This window comes from Streptomyces sp. TLI_185 (assembly GCF_003814765.1).
In the GTDB taxonomy this organism is placed as follows: Bacteria; Actinomycetota; Actinomycetes; order Streptomycetales; family Streptomycetaceae; genus Streptomyces.
Genome location: NZ_RKRB01000001.1, coordinates 7,715,891 through 7,734,645, shown reverse-complemented (window position 1 = coordinate 7,734,645; position 18,755 = coordinate 7,715,891). Strand labels below are relative to the sequence as shown.

The window sequence follows — 18,755 nt, the reverse complement described above, 5'->3', positions numbered from 1 at the left end:
CCCCACTACCCCGCAGTCGACACACAACCCTCAAGCCGGAGCCCTCAACTGGCGGTACGCCGAATCCTCCCGGCGTACCGCTTCTCCAACTCCAGATTGCCCTCGAACCCGCCGGGAACATTGGCCGAGACATAGACGGGCGGACGTTCACCGGAGTCCAGGAGCATCCTGGAGGCCTCGGCGACAGCCATCTGCACCAACATCACCCCCGTGAGCGTCGACAACGCACAGACAGCCCCACCCCCCGGAAGCTCCAACAACGCATCCCCCCGAGGCGCCCGGTTGTCGAGCACGACATCAGCCAGATCGGCCAGCTTCTCCCCGCTCGGATGTCCCGCAGGGACGGCCCGCGTATGGGCGAGGGAGGTCACGGCGAGCACGCGATGGCCCCGCTCCTTGGCCTGCAGCGCCATCTCGACGATCACGTTGTTGACACCCGAGTTGGAGATGATCACGAAGAGGTCCTGCGGGCTCGGCCCGGCGAGGCGGTAGAGCCGCTCGGCCACCCCTTCGCTGCGTTCCAGGAGCGGGTCGTCGAGGACACTCGGGTCGTCGCCGCCGTAAAGAACGAGGTCGGCGATGCTCAGCCGATTCGTCGGCACCAACCCGCCTGCCCGGCCCGCGAGTTCGAGGACGATGGCCTGGGAGTGTCCGGTGCCGAAGGCCTGGATCACGCCGTCCGAGCGGACGCAGTCGGCGATCAGTCCGGCGGCGCCCGCCACCTCTTCGCGTGCGGACTCGGTGATGTTCGCCAGGACGGCCAGGCTCTCCCTCGCGAAGCCTTCGGCGCTCACAGACTCGACGGACACGCGACACTCCCCACTGGTGGATTGAACCACCCCATCCGACTCCACAGGTGAATCAATAAATCACATGGGTCATGCAGCGAGCAATGCAACGGCCCAACGTGCGAACGTCGCTCACCTCTGTGGTACTGGTATTCAATCCGCACCCTGACGGGTGGCTGGTACCTTCTCCTCATGCCCTCGACGGACGTCACCACACTGATCCGCACGGAGCTTCCCCGGCTGGCCGGATCCCTCCGCAAGGTCGGCGAGCTCATCCTGGAGGATCCGGCCGCCGTGACCCACTGTTCGGCCGCCGAACTGGGCCGCCGCACCGGCACTTCACAGGCGACCGTGACCCGCTTCTGCCGCGCCATCGGGCTCGACTCCTACCAGCATCTGCTGATCGAGCTGGCCCAGGAGCGCGGCCGCGGCGAGGTCTCCGACTGGGGTTCCGCCGAGATCGGGCCGGACATCTCGCCGGACGACAGCCTGGAGCGGGTCGTCCAGGTCGTCGGCAGCGCCGACCTGCGCGCGATCCAGCAGACCATCGACCGGATCGACCTCGACGCAGTCGAGCGCGCGGCCCAGGCGCTGGCCAAGGCCCGGCGGATCGATGTGTACGGCGTCGGCGGCAGCGGCACGGTGGCGCAGGAGACCGAGACCCGGCTGTTCCGCATCGGCTGCGCGGTCCGCGGCTGGACCGAGGTGCACGGGGCGGCCACCTCCGCGGCGCTGCTCACCCCGGCGGACGTGGCCATCGGCATCTCCCACTCCGGCGCCACCCGCGAGACCCTCGAACCCTTCGAGATGGCCAAGGAGCGTGGCGCCACCACCGTCGCCATCACCACCGACCCGCGCTCGCCGCTCGCCCGGGCCGCCGACATCCGGCTCATCTCGGCCACGTCGGAGACCAGCTTCCGCACGGGCAGCATCGGCGGCCGCCACTCGGTCCTGATGATCGTCGACTGCCTCTACGTCCGGGTCGGCCAGCTCTCCTACCAGCGCGCCAGCGCCTCGCTCGCCCTCACGGACCACATCGCCCCGCAGCATGCGGTGAAGTCGCGCCGGACGAGGTGAAACCGGACGCGGCTGCATGGATGAACCACCGATAATGCGTAAGGGTGGTTGTTTGAATCATCCCGGCGATGCCAGGATGGGGCTCCCCCGAGCATCCTCGTAGGAGACCCATGCGCGTCACCTCTGCCGAGTCGACCGAGCTCTTCGTCGGGACGACCGAGCATCCGCATCAGGTGATGGCCGTCGAGCTGAGCCACGCCCCGGGCCGCACGGTCCGTATCGTCGTCGCCGGCCCGGGCGTCTCCGGGACGACGGTCGCGACCACGGGCGACGACGGCACGGTCCGCGCCGAGATACCCGTGACGACCGACCTCGCCCCCGGCGACGGCACCCATGTCACGGTCACCGCCGAGGATGCCGTGGACCCCAAGCAGACCGGTGCGCTCACGGTCCCCTTCACGGCCGCCGAGCCCGGCTGGACCATGTTCATGGTCAGCCACTTCCACTACGACCCCGTGTGGTGGAACACCCAGGCCGCCTACACCGAGACCTGGGACGTCGCCGACGACCCGGCCTCCACCGGTCTGCCGGCCCGGACCTTCGACTCACGGGGCCAGTCCGGGATGAGCCTGGTCCGCGCCCACTGCGACCTGGCCCGCCGGGACCCGGCGTACACCTTCGTACTCGCCGAGGTCGACTACCTGAAGCCGTACTGGGACTCCTTCCCGGAGGAGCGCGCCTTCCTGCGCGAGCTGATCCGCACCGGCCGCGTCGAGATCATGGGCGGCACCTACAACGAGCCGAACACCAACCTCACCGGCGCCGAGGCCACCGTACGCAACGCTCTGTACGGCGACGGGTTCCAGCGCGGGATCATGGGCTCGTCGCCGGAGACGGCCTGGCAGCTGGATGCCTTCGGGCACGATCCGCAGTTCCCGGGGCTGATGGCGGACGCGGGGATCAGCTCCAGTTCGTGGGCGCGCGGGCCGTTCCACCAGTGGGGGCCCACTCTCTCCGTCTTCGGCGAGGAGCCGCGCGATCCCGGGCGGATGCAGTTCCCGGCCGAGTTCAGCTGGATCGCTCCGTCGGGGCGCGGGCTGCTGACGGCCTACATGGTCAACCACTACGGCGCCGGCTGGGCGATCGACAACGCGCCCACCCTGCCGGCGGCGGAGGCGGCCGCCCTCAAGCTGTTCCGGGGCTTGAGGTCGGTCGCCCTCACCCGCAACGTCCTGCTCCCGGTCGGCGGTGACTACGCGCCGCCGTGCCGCTGGGTGATGGACATCCACCGGGACTGGAACGCCCGTTACGTCTGGCCGCGCTTCATCAGCGGCACACCGCGCGACTTCTTCGCCGCCGTGCGCGCCGAGCTCGACGCGGAGGGCCGCAAGGCGTCCCCGCAGACGCGGGACATGAACCCCGTCTACACCGGCAAGGACGTCTCCTACATCGACACCAAGCAGGCCCAGCGGTACGGCGAGACGCTGCTCGCCGACGCGGAGGCCTGGGCGACGCTCGCCTCGCTGGTCACCGGGCACCCGTACCCGGACGCGGCGCTCGACAAGGCCTGGCGGCAGCTGATCTACGGCGCCCACCACGACGCCATCACGGGCTCCGAGTCCGACCAGGTCTACATCGACCTGATGACCGGCTGGCGCGAGCTGGCCGACCTGGCCGAGACCGTGCACACCGACGCCACGCAGGCACTGGCCGACCACGTCACCCCGGGCGACGGCGCCGACCTGGTCGTCTTCAACTCCGCGACCTGCCAGCGGCGGGACGTGCTGACGGTCGACGACCCGGGACTCGTCCCCCTCGGCCTCCCCGCCGTCCGTGAGAACGGCCAACTCCACGTCGTCGTACCGGAGTTGCCCGGCATGGGACTCAAGGCCCTCCCCCTCGCCGAGGGCACCGTCCCCGAGTGGGCACCCGGCGAGGGCACCACCATCCGCAACGAGTTCTACGAGGTCACGGTCGACCCCGCGCGCGGCGGCGGCGTCAGCAGCCTCCGCGCGCTGACCGAGGGCGGCCGGGAGCTGCTGCGCGCCGGGGACATCGGCAACGAGCTCGTCGTACAGGAGGAGTACCCCAGGCACCCGCGCTTCGGCGAGGGCCCCTGGCACCTCACGCCGACGGGCACCACCGCCGCCCGCAGCCGTGACGTGATGGCGGAGGCCGAGGTGGAGCACTCTCCCGCCGGTGCACGGATCACCGTCCGCGCCGACCTCGGGCTGTTCCGGTACACACAGCGTCTGACGCTGTGGACCGGCGTTCCGCGCGTCGACGTGACGACGACCGTCGACGGCTACGAAGGCGCCGACCGGCTGATCCGCGTCCGCTGGCCCTCCGACGTGCAGGGCGGACTGCCGGTGCACGAGGTGGCGGACGCGGTAATCGGGCGCGGGTTCGGCTTCGTCGACGTGGACAGCGAGCAGTTCCCGTGGACGCTGGACAACCCGGCCAACACCTGGTTCGGGCTCGGGTCCACGGCACGGGTCGAACTGCGCGACGACACGGGCGCGTTGCTCGGCCGGCGGTCGATCGGGGTCGCCGAGCTGGTGTACGCCTCCTGGGACGAGGCCGGTGAGCTGGGGACGCCGCTCGCGGCCGCCCTGGTGCGCGCCGGGGTCACGGCGACCTCGACGATCGCCGACGGTCCGCGCTACGGCGACCTGGAGGTCGACTCCAACCTGCCCGACATCCGGATCGCCGTCGGCGGCCCGGACCGCAATTCCCTCGTTGCCGAGGCGCTGGGCTGGGATCCGGCCGCCGGGCGCGAACTGCAGCGGCAACTGGCCGAGGGCGGCGTGGCAGCCGTCTGGGTCGCGCCGCGCGCCTCGCTGCGCGAGGAGTGGGTGCCCGGGGCCGACCTGCGCGACCTTGAACGGCTGCCGCTGCTGGTGGTGGCGGGTGCCAATGCCGAGGGTGATGCGAAGGCGGTCGACGCGCTGATCGCCGACCTGGACGACGCGACCGTCACGGCCACGGCAGCCGGCGGCGGCGAGGCGCTGCCACCGGGTGACGCCTGGGACGGGCGCGGCTTCGCCGTCCTCAACCGCGGCACGCCGGGCTGTGTCGTCACCTCCTCCGGGGACCTCTACATGTCCCTGATGCGCTCCTGCACGGGCTGGCCGTCCGGCATCTGGGTCGACCCGCCGCGCCGCACGGCCCCCGACGGCTCGGGGTTCCAGCTCCAGCGCTGGTCCCACACCTTCGAGTACGCGGTGGTCGGCGGCGAAGGCGACTGGCGGGAGCAGCAACTGCCCCGCGTCGGCCATGAGTTCAACCACCCACTGAGCGCCCGAGTACGACAGACGTCGCAAATAGCCTCCCTGCCAAGGGAGTTGAGCCTGCTGCGCCTCGAACCGGCGGGCGAGGTCCTGCTCGACGCTCTCAAGCCGGCCGGTTCACCGCTCGCTCGCGGGAGCGCGGCGTCGGCGGAGCCGGAGCGCGGGGTCGTCGTGCGGATGCACGAGGTCAACGGGCGTCCGGTACGGGCGCGAGTGCACGGCCCACGGGCCTGGGCACGGGGAGCCCGCACGGACGTACTGGAAAAACCCGGGGAGCAACTGGCGCCGGACGACCAGGGAGTACTCTCCGTCGGCCTGACCGGGTTCGAGGTCGCGACGGTCCTGGCCACGCCCACCGAGGGCCCCCGGAGCTCGTACGACCCCGGCATCGCAGCCCACGAGCCCGCGCAGCCGGTCCACACCCGCTACTGGCTCCACAACTCCGGCCCCGCACCCCGCGGCAACATGCCGGTGGCCGTGTACATCTCACCGACGACGCTCACCGCCTCCGGCGGCCCCTTCAACGCGACCGTCCGGATCTCCTCGGAGCTCACCGACGCACCCGTCTCGGGCACGGTGACCGTCGAGGCACCCCCCGGCTGGTCCACCGAGCCCGCCGCCCTCCCGTACGCACTGGGCCCCGGCGGCTTCACCCTCACCGAGCTCACGGTGACGCCCCCGCCCGACGCGGCGCCCGGCCGACACTGGCTGGCCGCGAGGCTGTCGTACGAGGGGCAGACGTACGAGGACGTCGTGGCCGTCGACGTACCGGGCGAGCCGGCCGGGCCAACCCTGCTGGCCGATCTGGCAGTTGACCGGATCACCGTCAGCAGAGGCGAGCGCGTCCGAGTCCCGGTGACACTGCACAACACCACCCACGGCCCCATCAACGGCACCTTGTGGGCCGTGTCCTCCTGGGGCACCTGGCCGGGGGTCGCCCCGGGCTGCCAGGGCTTCACGGTCGCAGCCGGGCAGCAACTGGACTGCGCCATCGACGTGGACGGCGCGGCGATCCCGCCGGGCTCGTACTGGCTGATGGCAAAGATCGCCTGGCACGGCCGGGTCGCCTACACGAAGGCCGTGGAGCTGGAGGTAACACCATGACGGACCACGCAGCCGTCGTACACGGTGAACCGGTTCCCAAAAACCGCGTAGACGCCTTTCTGCAGACGGTACCGGAGCGCCCCTGTAGGGGCGCGGGGCTGTATTCATCAGCGGCTCCGCCGCGGGGCGCGACCAGCCACAACGGCGCCGCAGACGCCAAGCGACATAATGCGGCACCCCCCGCGGCGCTCTCGGCGCAAGCCCAACGGCAGCGAAGGCGCTGGGCCACCCAGGTGGTCGTAGCCGACGAACTGGCCCGGCGGGCATGCGCAGAACGGGGGCTGGCCCCGGTAGCAGAGGTGTCCCCGACACGACTGCTGGCCGTGGCCGAAAAAGACGTCGCAGACCTCGGCAGCATCATCGCCGCAGCCCTCGCCCACTCCCCCGCCGCCCGCGCCTTCCTCACCGAGCTGGAGGCCGAGCAGGACATCCCCGAGGAAGCCGTACGGGACTACTACGACCGCAACCGGGACCGCTACCTCACCCCGGACGCGCTACGGCGCGGAGTCGACCCGTTCCGGCGGACCGCACCCGAGGACTTCCTGCCGTACGAACAGGCCCGCGAGGGCATCGCACGGGAGCTCAGGCACGCGGCGGGCCGGCGCGCCTTCTTCGCCTGGTTCGACCGGGCACGGGCCGACGTGGTGTACGCCGCGGGCCACGAGCACCCCGGCGACCCCTCACACCCGGACCACGAGCACCGCCACTGAGTCACGGGCGGAACAGAAACGCAACACGGCAAACCATTGACCTCCGATGAATTCTGGTCCACCTTTTCATCAATCGGAGTCGAAGTTGGTTGATTGAACCAGCCGCTCGGCTGGTCCCAGGAGGGTGGACATGCGCGCTGGAAGACTCACCGCATCCGTGGCGGGAATCATCGCCCTGACGCTGACGGCGGCCGGCTGCGGCCTGTCCGGCGGCTCCGGCGGCGGGGACGGCACCGCCGGGGGCTGCAAGGTGGACAAGGGCAACGTCGGCTCGGGCAAGCTGACGGGTGACGTCAAGGGACAGATCACCTTCCAGACGACGAACCTGAAGAAAGACTTCGGGGGCTTCTTCAACGGAGTGATCAAGTCCTTCGAGAAGGCCCACCCCGGCGCCAAGGTCAAGTGGATCGACGACCCGGGCGACAACACCTTCACCCAGCGGACCGTCGCCGACGCCCAGGCCTGTACGTTGCCGGACGTCATCAACGTCAACGCCCCGACCGCGACCGCCCTCACCAAGGCCGGCTACCTGCTCGACCTGAGCGTGAAGGACCCGCAGGTCGCGAAGCCCTTCGTCCCGTCGTTCTGGAAGTCCGCCACCTTCAAGGACGCCTCCGGGAAGGCCATCCACACCACCCTCCCCTGGTACACCGGCGGCGTCCTGCTGACGTACAACAAGGACCTGCTGAACAAGGCCGGGGTCGACCCGGCGAAGCCGCCGACGACGCTCTTCGGCCTGTTCGCCGACTACGAGAAGATCGCCAAGGCGGGCAAGGGCAAGTTCTACGCGACGATGGCCAACCCGATCTGGCGGATCCCGGCGGACTTCGACCAGATGAACATCAAGACGCTCTCCGCGGACGGCAAGTCCGCCGTCTTCGCCAATGATCCGAGGACTACCCAGTGGGTGGCCTGGATGGCGAAGCTGTACAAGGAGGGCGCGATGCCGAAGGACTCGCTGTCCTCCAGCAACGACCCGTCCACGCTGTACAGCCAGGGCAAGGTCGCCTATGGCTCGACGAACCCGAGTTTCGTGCGCTTCGTGAAGCAGAACAGCCCCTCGATCTACGACAGGACGGCTGTCGGCCAGCAGCCCTATGACGCACTCGGCCGCGCCTCCGCCGGCGCCCCCCAGTACGTATCGGTCGCCGCGACCAGCAAGCACGCACCCGTGGCGCTCGCCTTCGCCGAGTACCTGACCAACGCCGAGAACCAGACGGCCTGGTGCAAGGACCCGAACGTGGTGATCTTCCCGACGACCACGGACTCGCTGAACGACCCGTTCTTCCAGAACGTCACCGGAAGCGACCCGTTCTCCCAGGCCCGCAAGCTCGTCGCCGACCAGCTCAAGACGGCCGACACCAACCAGACGAACCTCTCCCCGGCCGTCCAGAACGCGATCGTGGCACAGGTGCAGCTGGCCATGCAGGGCAAGAAGAGCCCCGAGCAGGCCGTGAAGGACGCTCAGGCGAAGGCCGACGACCTGCTGAAGCAGGCGGGCTGAGCGTGGCGACCGAGACCGCTGAGCCGGTGATCGTGCCTGGTACGGAGCGCACTGCCTCCGTGCCGGGCACGGCCCCGTCCCTTATCCGCCGCCTCGTCAGGGCTGTGCTCCCCGGCCCCGTGCCGGGCGCCAACGGCGCGGCCCTGTACCGCCGTTGGTGGCTGCCCTGGCTGTGGACCGCGCCCGCGATCGTGTGCGCGGTGGTGTTCGGGGTGTTCCCGTTCCTCAACACGGTCCTGCTGTCGTTCACGAACGCCAAGCCGCTCGGCGGCGCCGCGAGCTTCGTCGGGCTGGACAACTACACCCGGATGCTGGACGACTCGGACTTCTGGCTGGCCACCCGCAACAGCATCCTGTACGCCGTCATCGTCGTCCCGCTGATGGTGCTGCTGCCGCTGATGCTGGCCGTGCTGGTGGAGAGGAACCTGCCCGGCATCGGCTTCTTCCGCTCTGCCTTCTACACGCCCGTCCTCGCCTCCAGCGTGGTCGTGGGCCTGAGCTGGCAGTGGCTGCTGGCCGACGACGGGCTGGTCAACACCTGGCTGCAGAAGGCCCACTTGATCAAGTCCGCCGTCCCCTTCCTCTCCGACTCCTGGCTCATCCTCTTCTCCGCGATGGGCCTGACGCTGTGGAAGGGACTCGGCTGGTACATGATCTTCTACCTGGCCGCGCTCGGAAACGTGCCCAAGGAGCTCCACGAGGCGGCGCAGATGGACGGCGCCGGCGCGGTCCGGCGCTTCTGGCACATCACCGTGCCGGGCGTGCGCCAGGCGATGATGCTGGTCGGCACGCTCACCGGCATCGGCTGTCTCAGGGTGTTCACCGAGATCTTCATGCTGGGCAGCTCCACCGGCGGCCCCGGCGGCGCCGACCGCACCCTGCCCTTCTACATCCGCGACGTCGGTCTGGATCCGATCACCGGCAACGCCGGCTACGGCTCCGCGGTCAGCGTCGCCCTGTTCGTACTCACCCTCGGCCTGACCCTGCTCGCACAGCGCCTGACGAAGGAGGACGAGGCATGACGACCGCCGTCGAGAAGCCCCGGCGGCTGATGCCGCGCTGGCGGGAGTACGGCCGCCCCCGCGAACTGGTCGTCCGCTACCTGTTGTTGCTCTTCGTGCTGGGCATCACGGTCGGCCCGCTGGTCTGGCAGTTCCTCGCGTCGCTGAAGGGCGTCGGCGAGGACGTCTTCGGCGCGGACGCCTCGCTGCTGCCGCACCACCCGACCCTGCGGGCCTACCGTGAGGTCTTCTCCCAGGTGCCGGTGGCGACGTACATCCGCAACAGCCTGATCGTGGTCGTCCTGTCGATCGTCAGCCAGCTCGTCTTCTCCACCACGGCCGGCTACATGCTCTCCAAGCCCGGCTGGAAGGGCCGCAAGGCGGTCTGGGTGGTGCTGGTCGCCTCCATGATGTTCCCCTTCGAGTCGATCATGGTGTCGCTGTTCCTGAGCATCCGCGACCTGGGCCTGGTCGACAACCTGGCGGGCGTGTGGCTGCCCGGGTTCGTCGGCGCCATCAACGTCCTGCTGATGCGCGGCGCGTTCCTGGCCGTACCGCGCGAGATCGAGGACTCTGCGATGCTCGACGGCGCGAACGAGTGGCAGCGGTTCAGGTACCTGTATCTGCCGTCCGCGTGGGGCGCGATCATGGTGGTCACCATCAACACCTTCATCAGCGCCTGGGACGACTTCCTCTGGCCGCTGATCGTGCTCCGCTCGGAGAGCCACATGACGCTGACGCTGGGCCTGTCCCGGCTGCAGAGCTCGTCCTTCGGCTACGACCAGCGGGTGGTCATGGCCGGTTCGGTGATCTCCGTCATCCCGGTGCTTGTGCTGTTCGTGATCACCCAGCGCTGGTTCTACAAGGGCGTCTCGGCGGGAGCCGTCAAGCTCTGACATCCAGTACGGCGGGTACGGCGGTGAGCGCGGCCCGCGCGGACTCGGCGACCCGGATCTCCACGGTCCTGGTCCCGGCGAGTCGGCCCCTGTCGAGCGGCAAGGTGACCGAACGGCACTCGCCGGGCACCAGGTCGGCACCCTCGAACGCGAACAGTTCGAGGGTGCGCGGCCAGGTGGACGTGATCAGCCGCCGCAGATAGACCTGCACGACGGTACGGCCCTGCCGCGCACCGGTGTTGGTGACGTCGACCGTGACGGTGTGCCCGTCCGTGCGGGGCGGCCCGTACGCGAAGCTCGTGTACGACATCCCGTGTCCGAAGGAGTGCAGCGGCTCGGCGCTCTCGTCCACGTAGCCGCCGTACTCGGTGTCCTTGTGGTTGTAGTGGACGGGGAGTTGGGCCGCCGAGCGGGGCATCGAGACGGGGAGCCGGCCGACGGGTGCCGCATGTCCGAGCAGTACCTCGGCGATCGCGTCGCCGCCCCAGGGGCCCGGGTACCAGGCGGTGAGCAGGGCGGCCGCGGTCTCGGGCACGATGTGCGGGCGGCCCTGGATGAGGACGACGACGGTCGGTGTGCCCGTCGCCACGACGGCGTCCAGGAGGACGTACTGCGCCCTGCCCAGCCGCAGTCCGGCGAGGTCGGCGCCTTCCCCACAGGTCATCTCCGAAACGGCCGTGAGCGCGGCCCCGTTGGCGGCGAAGTCCGTCTCGGGGCTGCGGGCGCTGCTGCCGCCCAGCACCAGCACGGCGACGTCGGAGGCGGCGGCCGCGGCGACCGCCTCGGGGATGCCGGAGAGGTCGGCTCCGGTGAGGTCGCAGCCGCGGGCGTGCCGGATGTCGGTGCCGGGCGGGGCGAGCTTGCGAAGCCCGTCGAGGACGCTGCTGCCGGTGCGCTGCGGGGCGGTGTAGTCGCCCGACTGGTGGGCGGAGGTGGCGGACTGGGGTCCCAGGACGGCGATACGGGAGACGGTCGCCGGTATCGGGAGGGCGCCCCCGCTGTCGTGGAGGAGCGTGACCGAGGCACGCGCGAGGGCGGTGCTCAGCGCGCGCCCCTTCTCGGCGGACGGCAACTCACCGCCGCCATAGGGCCGTTCGAAGAGCCCGAGGCGGAACTTCAGGCGCAGGACGCGGGCGACGGCGGCATCGAGGACGGACTCCTCGATGAGCCCCCTCTCCACAGCCTCCTCCAGATGCGTGAAGCCCTCGTCCCACAGGCTCAGATCCACCCCGGCGTTGAGGGCGAGGGCACCCGCGGAGACCTTGTCGCCGGTGATGCGAGCCAGCCGGTCGACGGCCAGCCCGTCGGCCATGACCAGCCCGTCGAACCCCCAGTTCTCCCGCAGCAGCCCGGTGAGCAGGGCGCGGTTGCCGGAGCACGGCATCCCGTCGACCTCGTTGTACGCGGCCATGACGGCGGCGGCCCCGGCGCGGACGCCCGCGCGGGCCGCAAGGAGGTGGATCTCGTCCAGCTCCCTCCAGCCGAGCTCCGACTCGGCGGAGTTGCGGCCGCCGACAGTGGCTCCCTGCCCGGCGAAGTGCTTGAGGACGACGGGTGCCCTATCGTCGGCGAAGAACTCGGCGGGCTCCCCCTGCATGCCTCGCACGAGTGCCTCCGTCAGCCGGGCGGCGAGGTACGGGTCCTCGCCGAAGCACTCCTCGGTACGGCCCCAGCGGGGGTCGCGGACGAGGTCGAGCGCCGAGACCAGCGCCAAGTGGCCGCCACGGGCACGGAGTTCGGCGGCGGCGTGCGCGGCGGCACGCTCGTACAGCTCGGGGTCCCAGGTGGCGCCGACCGCCAGGTTGACGGGGAGGACCGTGCCGTCCAGGGCCATGTGGCCGTGCGGCACCTCCTCGACGAACAACGCGGGTATGCCGAGCCGGCTGCGCTCGAGAACGTGCCGCTGCACCAGCTCCGCGAGAGCCGCACTGTCCTGGCCGCCGGGCCCAGTACCGTGGTCGACACCGGACCAGGCGTCGGCCCGCATCAGCCCGTAGAGAGCCCCGAGCCCTTCGAAACGGTCGGTCTCGGCGTACAGGGCGTCCGTGAGTTCGTAGCCACCGTCGGGGGTACGGCGGTAGGCGTCCCAGCCGTACATCCGCTGGTTGAGCTGACCGGCCTTCTCGCGGAGGGTCATACGGGCGAGGAGGTCATGGACGCGGGCGTCGAGGGGGGCGGTGGGGTCGCGGTAGAGGAGGCGGTCCCGGTGAGTGCGTTCGGCGCGGTCGGCCGCTGGTTCCGGAGTCGGCATGCGGCCGTTCCTTTCGTGTGGGCAGTCGGACGAGGAGTTCGCGTGGGCAGTCAGACGAGGAGGCGGGCGAGGGCCACGGCGCCCCCGCAGCCGTCGGCCACCCAGTCGAGGGTGAGTCCGAGGTGGTTCCGGAGCGCGGCGGTCAGGGGTGCCGTCAGGGGGCCGTCGGGGCCGAGCAGACCACCGGTGGCGACGACGCGTTCCCCGGGACGGGGCTCCAGCGCCCTGATGGTGTCGGTCAGCCGCTCCACCGCCTCGACGAGGATCGCCTCCGCCACGGGGTCCTTCTCCCGGGCCGACTCGGCGACCAGCGGGGCGAGCCGGGCGAGCCGGGTCGGGGGTTCGGCCATGACGGCGGGGAGCAGACGCATGCGGTAGGCCTCGCGACGGGTGCGGGACCAGTAGGGGGCGCCTTCGTACGGCTTCTCGGGAGCCCCGGAGTTCTCGGGAGCCCCGGAGCCGCCGTACGGCAGCACCTCGCCCGGTAGCCCCAGCGCCCGGCCCACCGTCCCCGCCAGCGCCGTCGCCCCGCCCCGCCCGTCCGCCATCCGCAGGGCGGCCCTGACCGCCTCCCGGCCGATCCAGAAGCCGCTGCCGTCGTCGCCGAGGAGCCAGCCGTCGCCGTCGACGGTGGCCGTGCAGCGGCGGCCGGTGATGCGCATGGCGACCGCTCCCGTGCCGGCGACCAGGGCGAGGCCGTCGGCCGGGGTGCCGGGGGCGGAGGCGAAGGCCGCTTCGATGTCGCTGCTGATGCCGATCGGGCCGGTGGCGATGCCGACCCGGCGGAGGGCGGCGGTCAGGGCGGTGAGCGCGTTGAGGCGGCCCGGGTCGTCCTCCGTCGCCCCCGTGGCGCCCGCGAAACCGCCGGCCACCGCCGCGACCCGGCCTCTTGCGGACTCCGGCACCGCCTGGGCGACGGCCTCGGCGAGGTGGTCGGTGAGCCGGGGCAGCGGCACGGTGAGGGCGTTGCCCGGACCGGCGGCGCCCTCGCCGAGCACGCGGCCGTCCGCCGCGGCGGCCAGAACCGCGCGGGTGCGGGTGCCGCCGGCGTCGAGGCCGACCACCAGTTCCGGTTCACCGGAGTTCCGATTGCCACCGGACTCCTGGTTGAAATCGTTATTCATCATCGACCATGGTGGTTGATACATTCAGCGAGGACAAGCCCCCGACCCGGCAGGGTCGGCGCCCCGAGGAGGATCCCATCCCTACGCTCCGCTTCGGCGTCAACTACACGCCCCGCCGCGGCTGGTTCCACGCCTGGCACGACTTCGACCCGCAGCACGCCCGCGAGGACCTGGCCCAGATCGCGGGGCTGGGCCTCGACCACATCCGGGTCTTCCACCTCTGGCCGCTGCTCCAGCCCAACCGCACCCTCATCCGCACCGCCGCCGTCGACCAGCTGGCACAACTCGTCGACCTGGCGGCCGAGGCGGGCCTCGACGTCATGGTGGACGGCGTGCAGGGCCATCTGTCCAGCTTCGACTTCTACCCGGAGTGGACCCGCAGCTGGCACCACCGCAACGTCTTCACCGACCCGGAGGCCGTCCAAGCCCAGGCGGAGCTGCTGCGCACGCTCTCCCGCGCCCTCACCGACCGCCCGAACCTCATCGGTCTCCAGCTCGGCAACGAACTCAACAACCTGGTCGAGCACAACCCGGTGACGCCGGCCGAGGTCGACCACTACCTCGACACGCTGCTGGCGGCCGCCCGCGAGGGCCTGCGCCCCGGGCAGCTGGCCACGCACTCCGCGTACGACGCCGCCTGGTACGGCGACGACCACCCGTTCACTCCCGAGGCCTCGGCCCGCAAGGGCGACGTGACGACCGTCCACCCCTGGGTGTTCTCCGCCGACTGCGCCCGCCGCTACGGGCCCGGCTCCTTCGAGGTGCAGCACCTCGCCGAGTACGGCACGGAACTCGCGAAGGCCTACGCCGACGATCCGTCCCGCCCTGTCTGGGTCCAGGAGACGGGCGCTCCCGAACCGCACATCCCGGCGGCCGACGCCCCGGACTTCGCCCGCGCCACGGTCCTCAACGCGGCCGACTGTGAAGGCCTTTGGGGCGTGACCTGGTGGTGCTCCCACGACGTGGACCGCTCACTGTCCGACTATCCGGAGCTGGAGTACACCCTGGGTCTCTTCGACTCCACGGGCCGCCCCAAGCCGATCGCCAAGGCCCTTGCGGAGACGGTCGCCGAGCTGCGCGCGAAGCCCGTCTCCCCCCGACCGCGCACCACCGCCCTGGTGCTGGACTGCACGCCCTCGACCCGTTCGGTCTCCGGTCCGGGCGGCACGTACTTCGATGCGTGGATGCTCCTGCGCAAGCAGGGCGAGCGCCCGGCGGTACTACTGGCCGAACGGGCGGACGACCAGGCGTACCTGGCGACGCGGGGAATCACGCAGACCGTACAACTGCCGTAGGACGCTGCGCCCCAAAGGGGCGCGGGGCTGTGTCGATATGCGGCTCCGCCGCGTGGGCGCGACCAGCCACGACGGGCCGGCAGACGACCCACGGCCCATCCCGGCACTCACAGCGGAGCGCCCAGCACCTCCGCCACGGCCCGCAGATTGACCCGCCCCCGCCCATAGGAGCACAGGTCACCCCCCTCCGGCAGCCCGGTGTCCACGCGTACCGCGTCCGGACGCCGGGCCAGCAGGGCCTCGCGGAAGTTCGCCTGCCACGGATGGATCCCCGCGTCACACGTGGCGACAACCAGCGGCGAATCCGCGGCCAGGCGCAAGATGCCGTCGACCAGCGCAGTCTGATCGCAGGGCTCCCCGCTCACCGCCGTACCGTTCGCCGTGGGGTCGAGGGGGCGCAGCTCGGTCAGGAGGTCCTCGCCGCCCCAGTTGAGGGCGGGATGCGGGGGCGGGAAGAGGTCGACGACGTGGGCGCCGCGCACGGCACGCGGCAGGGCCCTGCTGCGTACGGCGCGCCGCGCCGCCTCCAGACCGGCCCCGGCGTCCCAGGCGGCCACCACCCCGGCGGGGGTCGCGTACCGCTGGGCGAGCCGCCGTACCCGCCCGGCCGCCTCCCATATCCGCTCCTCGGACAGCCGGCCGGAGTCCACCGCGTCGAGCACCGCGTCCCGGCAGCCCAGCGTGACCTCCAGGTCCGGCACGGCGACGATCACCTGGTCCGCGCCCGCGGCGAGGGCTATGCGCGCCCCGGCCGCCTCGCCGTAGCGGTCGGCGATGGCCTTCATTTCCAGGGCGTCGCTGACCAGCACACCGTCGAAGCCGATCTCGTGGCGGAGCAGGTCGCCGAGGATGCGGCGGCTGAGGGTGGCGGGGCGGTTGGCGTCCAGCGCCGGATAGACGACGTGCGCGCTCATCAGCATGGGCACGCCCGCGGCGACGGCCGCGCGGAACGGTTCCAGGTCGGCACGGAGTTCGTCGGACGGCCGCGGGTCGACGGCGAGGTCGTGGTGGCTGTCGGTCTCGGTGCCACCGTGGCCGGGGAAGTGCTTGGCGCAGGAGGCGATGGAGCGGGCCTCGGTGGCGGTGATCCAGGCGTGCAGATGGCGGGCGGCGAGCCCGGGGTCGGCGCCGAAGGAGCGGGTGCGCACGATCGGGTTGTCCGCCCTGCGCTGGAGGTCGGCGACGGGTGCGTACGAGGCGGTGATGCCGAGGGTGGCGAGGTGGCCGGCGAGGGCGTCGGCGCAGCGGGCCGTCAGGTTCGGGTCGTCGGCGACGCCGAGGGCGTAGGAGCCGGGGACCTCGGGGGCGCCCGCGCCGACCAGGTGACCGATGCCGCCGCCCTCGTTGTCGATGGCGACCAGCAGATCGGGGCGTATCGCCCGCAGTGCGTCGGTGAGCTCACGGACCTGCTCCGCGTCGCGCACGTTCCGGGTGAACAGGATGACGCCGCCCAGACCGCGGTCGATGAGCCGTTTGAGGGTGTCGGGGAAGGCCGTCGTGCCCTCGAAGCCCGCGACGAGACAGCGGTGGACCGCCTCGTCCAGGTCGGAGGAGACGGAGGACAGGGCCGGGCCCGCGGACAGCTGCTCGGAGGTCACCCAATGGATTGTTCTGGCTTATTCATCCTGACGTCAACACTTCATTGGATGAATGATTCATCGCCAGGATGGCTGTCGCCCGCCCGCCCGCACCCCGTAGGCTCCCGGACACCAGGGCGTCACACCCGGCGGGAACGGTTCCGCCGTGTCCCTGCTCCCGCTCGACGACGCCCCCGGCCGGCTCCCCACCGGTCTCCCCCTCCCGTCCCCAAAACGCTTCGACGCCCCACGCTTCCTCCGCAGCGCCCTGGTCCTGCTGCCCCTGCTCCTGATCGGCGCCTGGGCGGCGGTCGACTGGCGGACCGTGTACGACGGCACCGCCCGCCTGGGCTCCGCCGACCCCTGGTGGCTGCTGGTCGCGCTGTTCTTCACCTGCCTGGGCTGGCTGTCCGCGCCCTGCATCCGCCAGGGCGCGCTGCCGGAACGGCTCCCGGCCGGGCTGCTGATCGCCTCGCAGTTCGCCGCCGGCGCCGCCAATCACGTACTGCCGGCGAGTATCGGCGCGCACGCCGTCACCCTGCGCTTCCTGCAGGGCCGCGGCATACCCCTGGCCCGGGCCACCGCCTCGCTCGCCCTCTACTCGGCGGTCAAGCCGATCGCGAGGACGCTGGTGCTCCTCGTCTTCCTGGTGGCCTTCCCCGACCTGCTGCTCACCGGCAAACTCGTGCCGGATCACCGGACGTCGCTCCTGATCGCCGGAGCCGTGACGCTCGCCCTCGCCGGAACCGCCCTGCTCGTGACGACCGTACGGCCATTGCGCCGCCCCCTCCTCGACGCCCTGCGCTGCGCCCTGACCGACGTACGGCTGCTGCACACCCGGCCCGCGCGGATCCTCGCCCTGTGGGGCGGGGCGGCCGCCGCCCCGCTGATCCAGGCGAGCGTCCTCTTCGCGGTCGGGGCGGCACTCGGCCTGTCGCTGTCGTGGATGCAGGTGGCCTTCGCGTTCCTGGCCGCGAGCACGGCGGTCGGGGCCGTGCCCGCACCGGGCGGCATCGGCCCCGTGGACGCGGCGGTCGTGTTCGCCATGGTCGCGCTCGGCGCACCCATGGACGTGTCGGCGACCGCCGTCATCGGCTACCGCGTCCTGACGGTCTGGCTGCCGCTGCTGCCGGGGGCGCTGGTGCTGTCGGCGCTGGTGCAGCGGAAGGTGCTGTGAGGAGACCGTCGGGCTTCGGCCGTTCTGGCCGTTACGCACGGGTGTCCGACCGGTCGGACGTGCGGGGTGACGGCGCGGGCAAGCGCGCATCCGGCCGACCTGCGGTCAGGCGTCCGACCTGCACGGTTGCCTGCGGCGTGCTTCCCAAGGCCGGCGTGACGAGCAGGTGCCGTACCGCCAGTCGAGACGGCAACGACGACTTCCGGCCGGATCAGGTCTGGCGCAATGCCGTCCACGGGCGATGGCCGAAGTGACATCGAATGGTCACTCTGCGCTTCTGTATGTGTCAGATCCGTGCACGAAGCGTGCAGAAGATTCGTGCCCCTGCCCGCCGATTCCACCCTGGAAGGACCTGACCATCAAGATCCGTCGCCCGTCCCCCGTGATCGCGTTCTTCGACGTGGACGAAACACTGCTCACCACCCCCGCGCGGTACGACTTCCTCCGCTACCGGCTCGGCGAGACGCAATACGCCTACGAAGTGGACCAGTTGGGCGCCATGGCCGCACTCGGCATCGACCCTGCCGACCTGCTGCGGGCGTACTACCGGCTCTATGCGGGAACCCCGTCGGCCGAGCTGATGGAACAGGGGCGGCGCTGGTACGAGGAGGTCCGCCGGGGACGCCGCATAGGTCCGCCGTTCGTCGCCCGGACCCTGACCGCGCTCCGCGCCCACCAGGACGCCGGACACCTCACCGCCCTGGTCTCCGAGGCGTTCACGCCCTGCCTGGCCCCGCTGCGCGAGGATCTCGGCGCCGACCTCGTCCTGTGCACCGAACCCGTCGTGGACTCCGAGGGGTGCCTGACCGGCGAGGTACGCCACCCGATGACGGCGGCGGCCAAGACCCGGGCCGCGGTCCGCGCCGCGGCCGAGCACGGCGCGGCACCCCTGGACTGCTTCGGCTACGGCACCCGCACCGACGGCCTCGGCCTGCTCGCCTCCGTCGGCAACCCCACCGTCGTCGACGCCCGTACGGCCCTCGTGTCCCTCGTCTAGGGCCCGGCTCGCGGCCCCGGACAG

The 18,755-nt window shown here is 71.4% G+C and carries 13 protein-coding genes; 9 read left to right on the top strand and 4 right to left on the bottom strand.

The features are described from left to right. Nucleotides 1–44: 44 nt before the first annotated feature. The gene (locus EDD92_RS35670) at nucleotides 45–809 is read right to left on the bottom strand and encodes a sugar isomerase domain-containing protein (RefSeq protein WP_123968104.1); all 765 of its coding nucleotides are present in this window, start codon (nucleotides 807–809) and stop codon (nucleotides 45–47) included. A 171-nt stretch (nucleotides 810–980) separates the two neighbouring features. Here EDD92_RS35670 and EDD92_RS35665 point away from each other — a divergent pair, with 171 nt between their 5' ends. From EDD92_RS35665 to EDD92_RS35640, 6 genes are all read left to right on the top strand, one after another. Next, nucleotides 981–1,865 carry a MurR/RpiR family transcriptional regulator gene (locus EDD92_RS35665; protein ID WP_123968103.1) on the top strand — a complete coding sequence of 295 codons (885 nt, stop codon included), beginning with the start codon at nucleotides 981–983 and terminating at the stop codon, nucleotides 1,863–1,865. 110 nt (nucleotides 1,866–1,975) lie between these two features. After that, the gene (locus tag EDD92_RS35660) at nucleotides 1,976–6,199 is read left to right on the top strand and encodes an NEW3 domain-containing protein (RefSeq protein WP_123968102.1); all 4,224 of its coding nucleotides are present in this window, start codon (nucleotides 1,976–1,978) and stop codon (nucleotides 6,197–6,199) included. Then, a complete protein-coding gene (locus EDD92_RS35655; RefSeq protein ID WP_123968101.1) occupies nucleotides 6,196–6,909 on the top strand; it encodes a peptidyl-prolyl cis-trans isomerase in 714 nt (237 codons plus the stop codon). The genes EDD92_RS35660 and EDD92_RS35655 overlap by 4 nt, the downstream gene beginning before the upstream one ends. 130 nt (nucleotides 6,910–7,039) lie before the next feature. Further along, complete coding sequence (locus EDD92_RS35650) at nucleotides 7,040–8,413, top strand: extracellular solute-binding protein (protein ID WP_123968100.1); 1,374 nt, start codon at nucleotides 7,040–7,042, stop codon at nucleotides 8,411–8,413. Nucleotides 8,414–8,415: 2 nt separating this feature from the next. Next, a complete protein-coding gene (locus tag EDD92_RS35645) occupies nucleotides 8,416–9,435 on the top strand; it encodes a carbohydrate ABC transporter permease (RefSeq protein WP_123968099.1) in 1,020 nt (339 codons plus the stop codon). Beyond that, nucleotides 9,432–10,310, top strand: coding sequence for a carbohydrate ABC transporter permease (locus EDD92_RS35640; protein ID WP_123968098.1), 879 nt, complete (start codon nucleotides 9,432–9,434; stop codon nucleotides 10,308–10,310). Before EDD92_RS35645 ends, EDD92_RS35640 begins: the two co-directional genes overlap by 4 nt. Here the strand turns inward: EDD92_RS35640 and EDD92_RS35635 are convergent. After that, nucleotides 10,300–12,561: a glycoside hydrolase family 3 N-terminal domain-containing protein gene (locus tag EDD92_RS35635; protein ID WP_123968097.1), complete on the bottom strand. Its 2,262-nt coding sequence runs from the start codon at nucleotides 12,559–12,561 to the stop codon at nucleotides 10,300–10,302. The genes EDD92_RS35640 and EDD92_RS35635 overlap by 11 nt on opposite strands. Before the next feature lie 50 nt (nucleotides 12,562–12,611). Then, nucleotides 12,612–13,685, bottom strand: a complete 1,074-nt coding sequence (locus EDD92_RS35630; protein WP_123968096.1) for an N-acetylglucosamine kinase — start codon at nucleotides 13,683–13,685, stop codon at nucleotides 12,612–12,614. Between the two features lie 8 nt (nucleotides 13,686–13,693). On the opposite strand from EDD92_RS35630, the gene EDD92_RS35625 reads away from it, so the two are divergent. Next, the gene (locus tag EDD92_RS35625) at nucleotides 13,694–14,980 is read left to right on the top strand and encodes a cellulase family glycosylhydrolase (RefSeq protein WP_123968095.1); all 1,287 of its coding nucleotides are present in this window, start codon (nucleotides 13,694–13,696) and stop codon (nucleotides 14,978–14,980) included. A 107-nt stretch (nucleotides 14,981–15,087) separates the two neighbouring features. On the opposite strand, the gene EDD92_RS35620 is transcribed toward EDD92_RS35625, so the two are convergent. Next, complete coding sequence (locus tag EDD92_RS35620) at nucleotides 15,088–16,578, bottom strand: glycoside hydrolase family 3 N-terminal domain-containing protein (protein WP_260326969.1); 1,491 nt, start codon at nucleotides 16,576–16,578, stop codon at nucleotides 15,088–15,090. A gap of 145 nt (nucleotides 16,579–16,723) precedes the next feature. Here EDD92_RS35620 and EDD92_RS35615 point away from each other — a divergent pair, with 145 nt between their 5' ends. Both EDD92_RS35615 and EDD92_RS35610 read left to right on the top strand, forming a co-directional pair. Then, on the top strand, nucleotides 16,724–17,734 hold the full coding sequence (locus tag EDD92_RS35615; RefSeq protein WP_123968094.1) for a lysylphosphatidylglycerol synthase transmembrane domain-containing protein: 1,011 nt from the start codon (nucleotides 16,724–16,726) through the stop codon (nucleotides 17,732–17,734). 382 nt (nucleotides 17,735–18,116) lie between these two features. Then, on the top strand, nucleotides 18,117–18,731 hold the full coding sequence (locus tag EDD92_RS35610; RefSeq protein WP_185124233.1) for an HAD family phosphatase: 615 nt from the start codon (nucleotides 18,117–18,119) through the stop codon (nucleotides 18,729–18,731). The last annotated feature ends 24 nt before the right edge of the window (nucleotides 18,732–18,755 follow it).

Coding starts and splice junctions, on each gene's coding strand:
- EDD92_RS35665 (WP_123968103.1), top strand. CDS start 981: ATGCCCTCGACGGACGTCACCACACTGATCCGCACGGAGCTTCCCCGG.
- EDD92_RS35660 (WP_123968102.1), top strand. CDS start 1,976: ATGCGCGTCACCTCTGCCGAGTCGACCGAGCTCTTCGTCGGGACGACC.
- EDD92_RS35655 (WP_123968101.1), top strand. CDS start 6,196: ATGACGGACCACGCAGCCGTCGTACACGGTGAACCGGTTCCCAAAAAC.
- EDD92_RS35650 (WP_123968100.1), top strand. CDS start 7,040: ATGCGCGCTGGAAGACTCACCGCATCCGTGGCGGGAATCATCGCCCTG.
- EDD92_RS35640 (WP_123968098.1), top strand. CDS start 9,432: ATGACGACCGCCGTCGAGAAGCCCCGGCGGCTGATGCCGCGCTGGCGG.
- EDD92_RS35635 (WP_123968097.1), bottom strand. CDS start 12,561: ATGCCGACTCCGGAACCAGCGGCCGACCGCGCCGAACGCACTCACCGG.
- EDD92_RS35630 (WP_123968096.1), bottom strand. CDS start 13,685: ATGAATAACGATTTCAACCAGGAGTCCGGTGGCAATCGGAACTCCGGT.
- EDD92_RS35625 (WP_123968095.1), top strand. CDS start 13,694: ATGGTGGTTGATACATTCAGCGAGGACAAGCCCCCGACCCGGCAGGGT.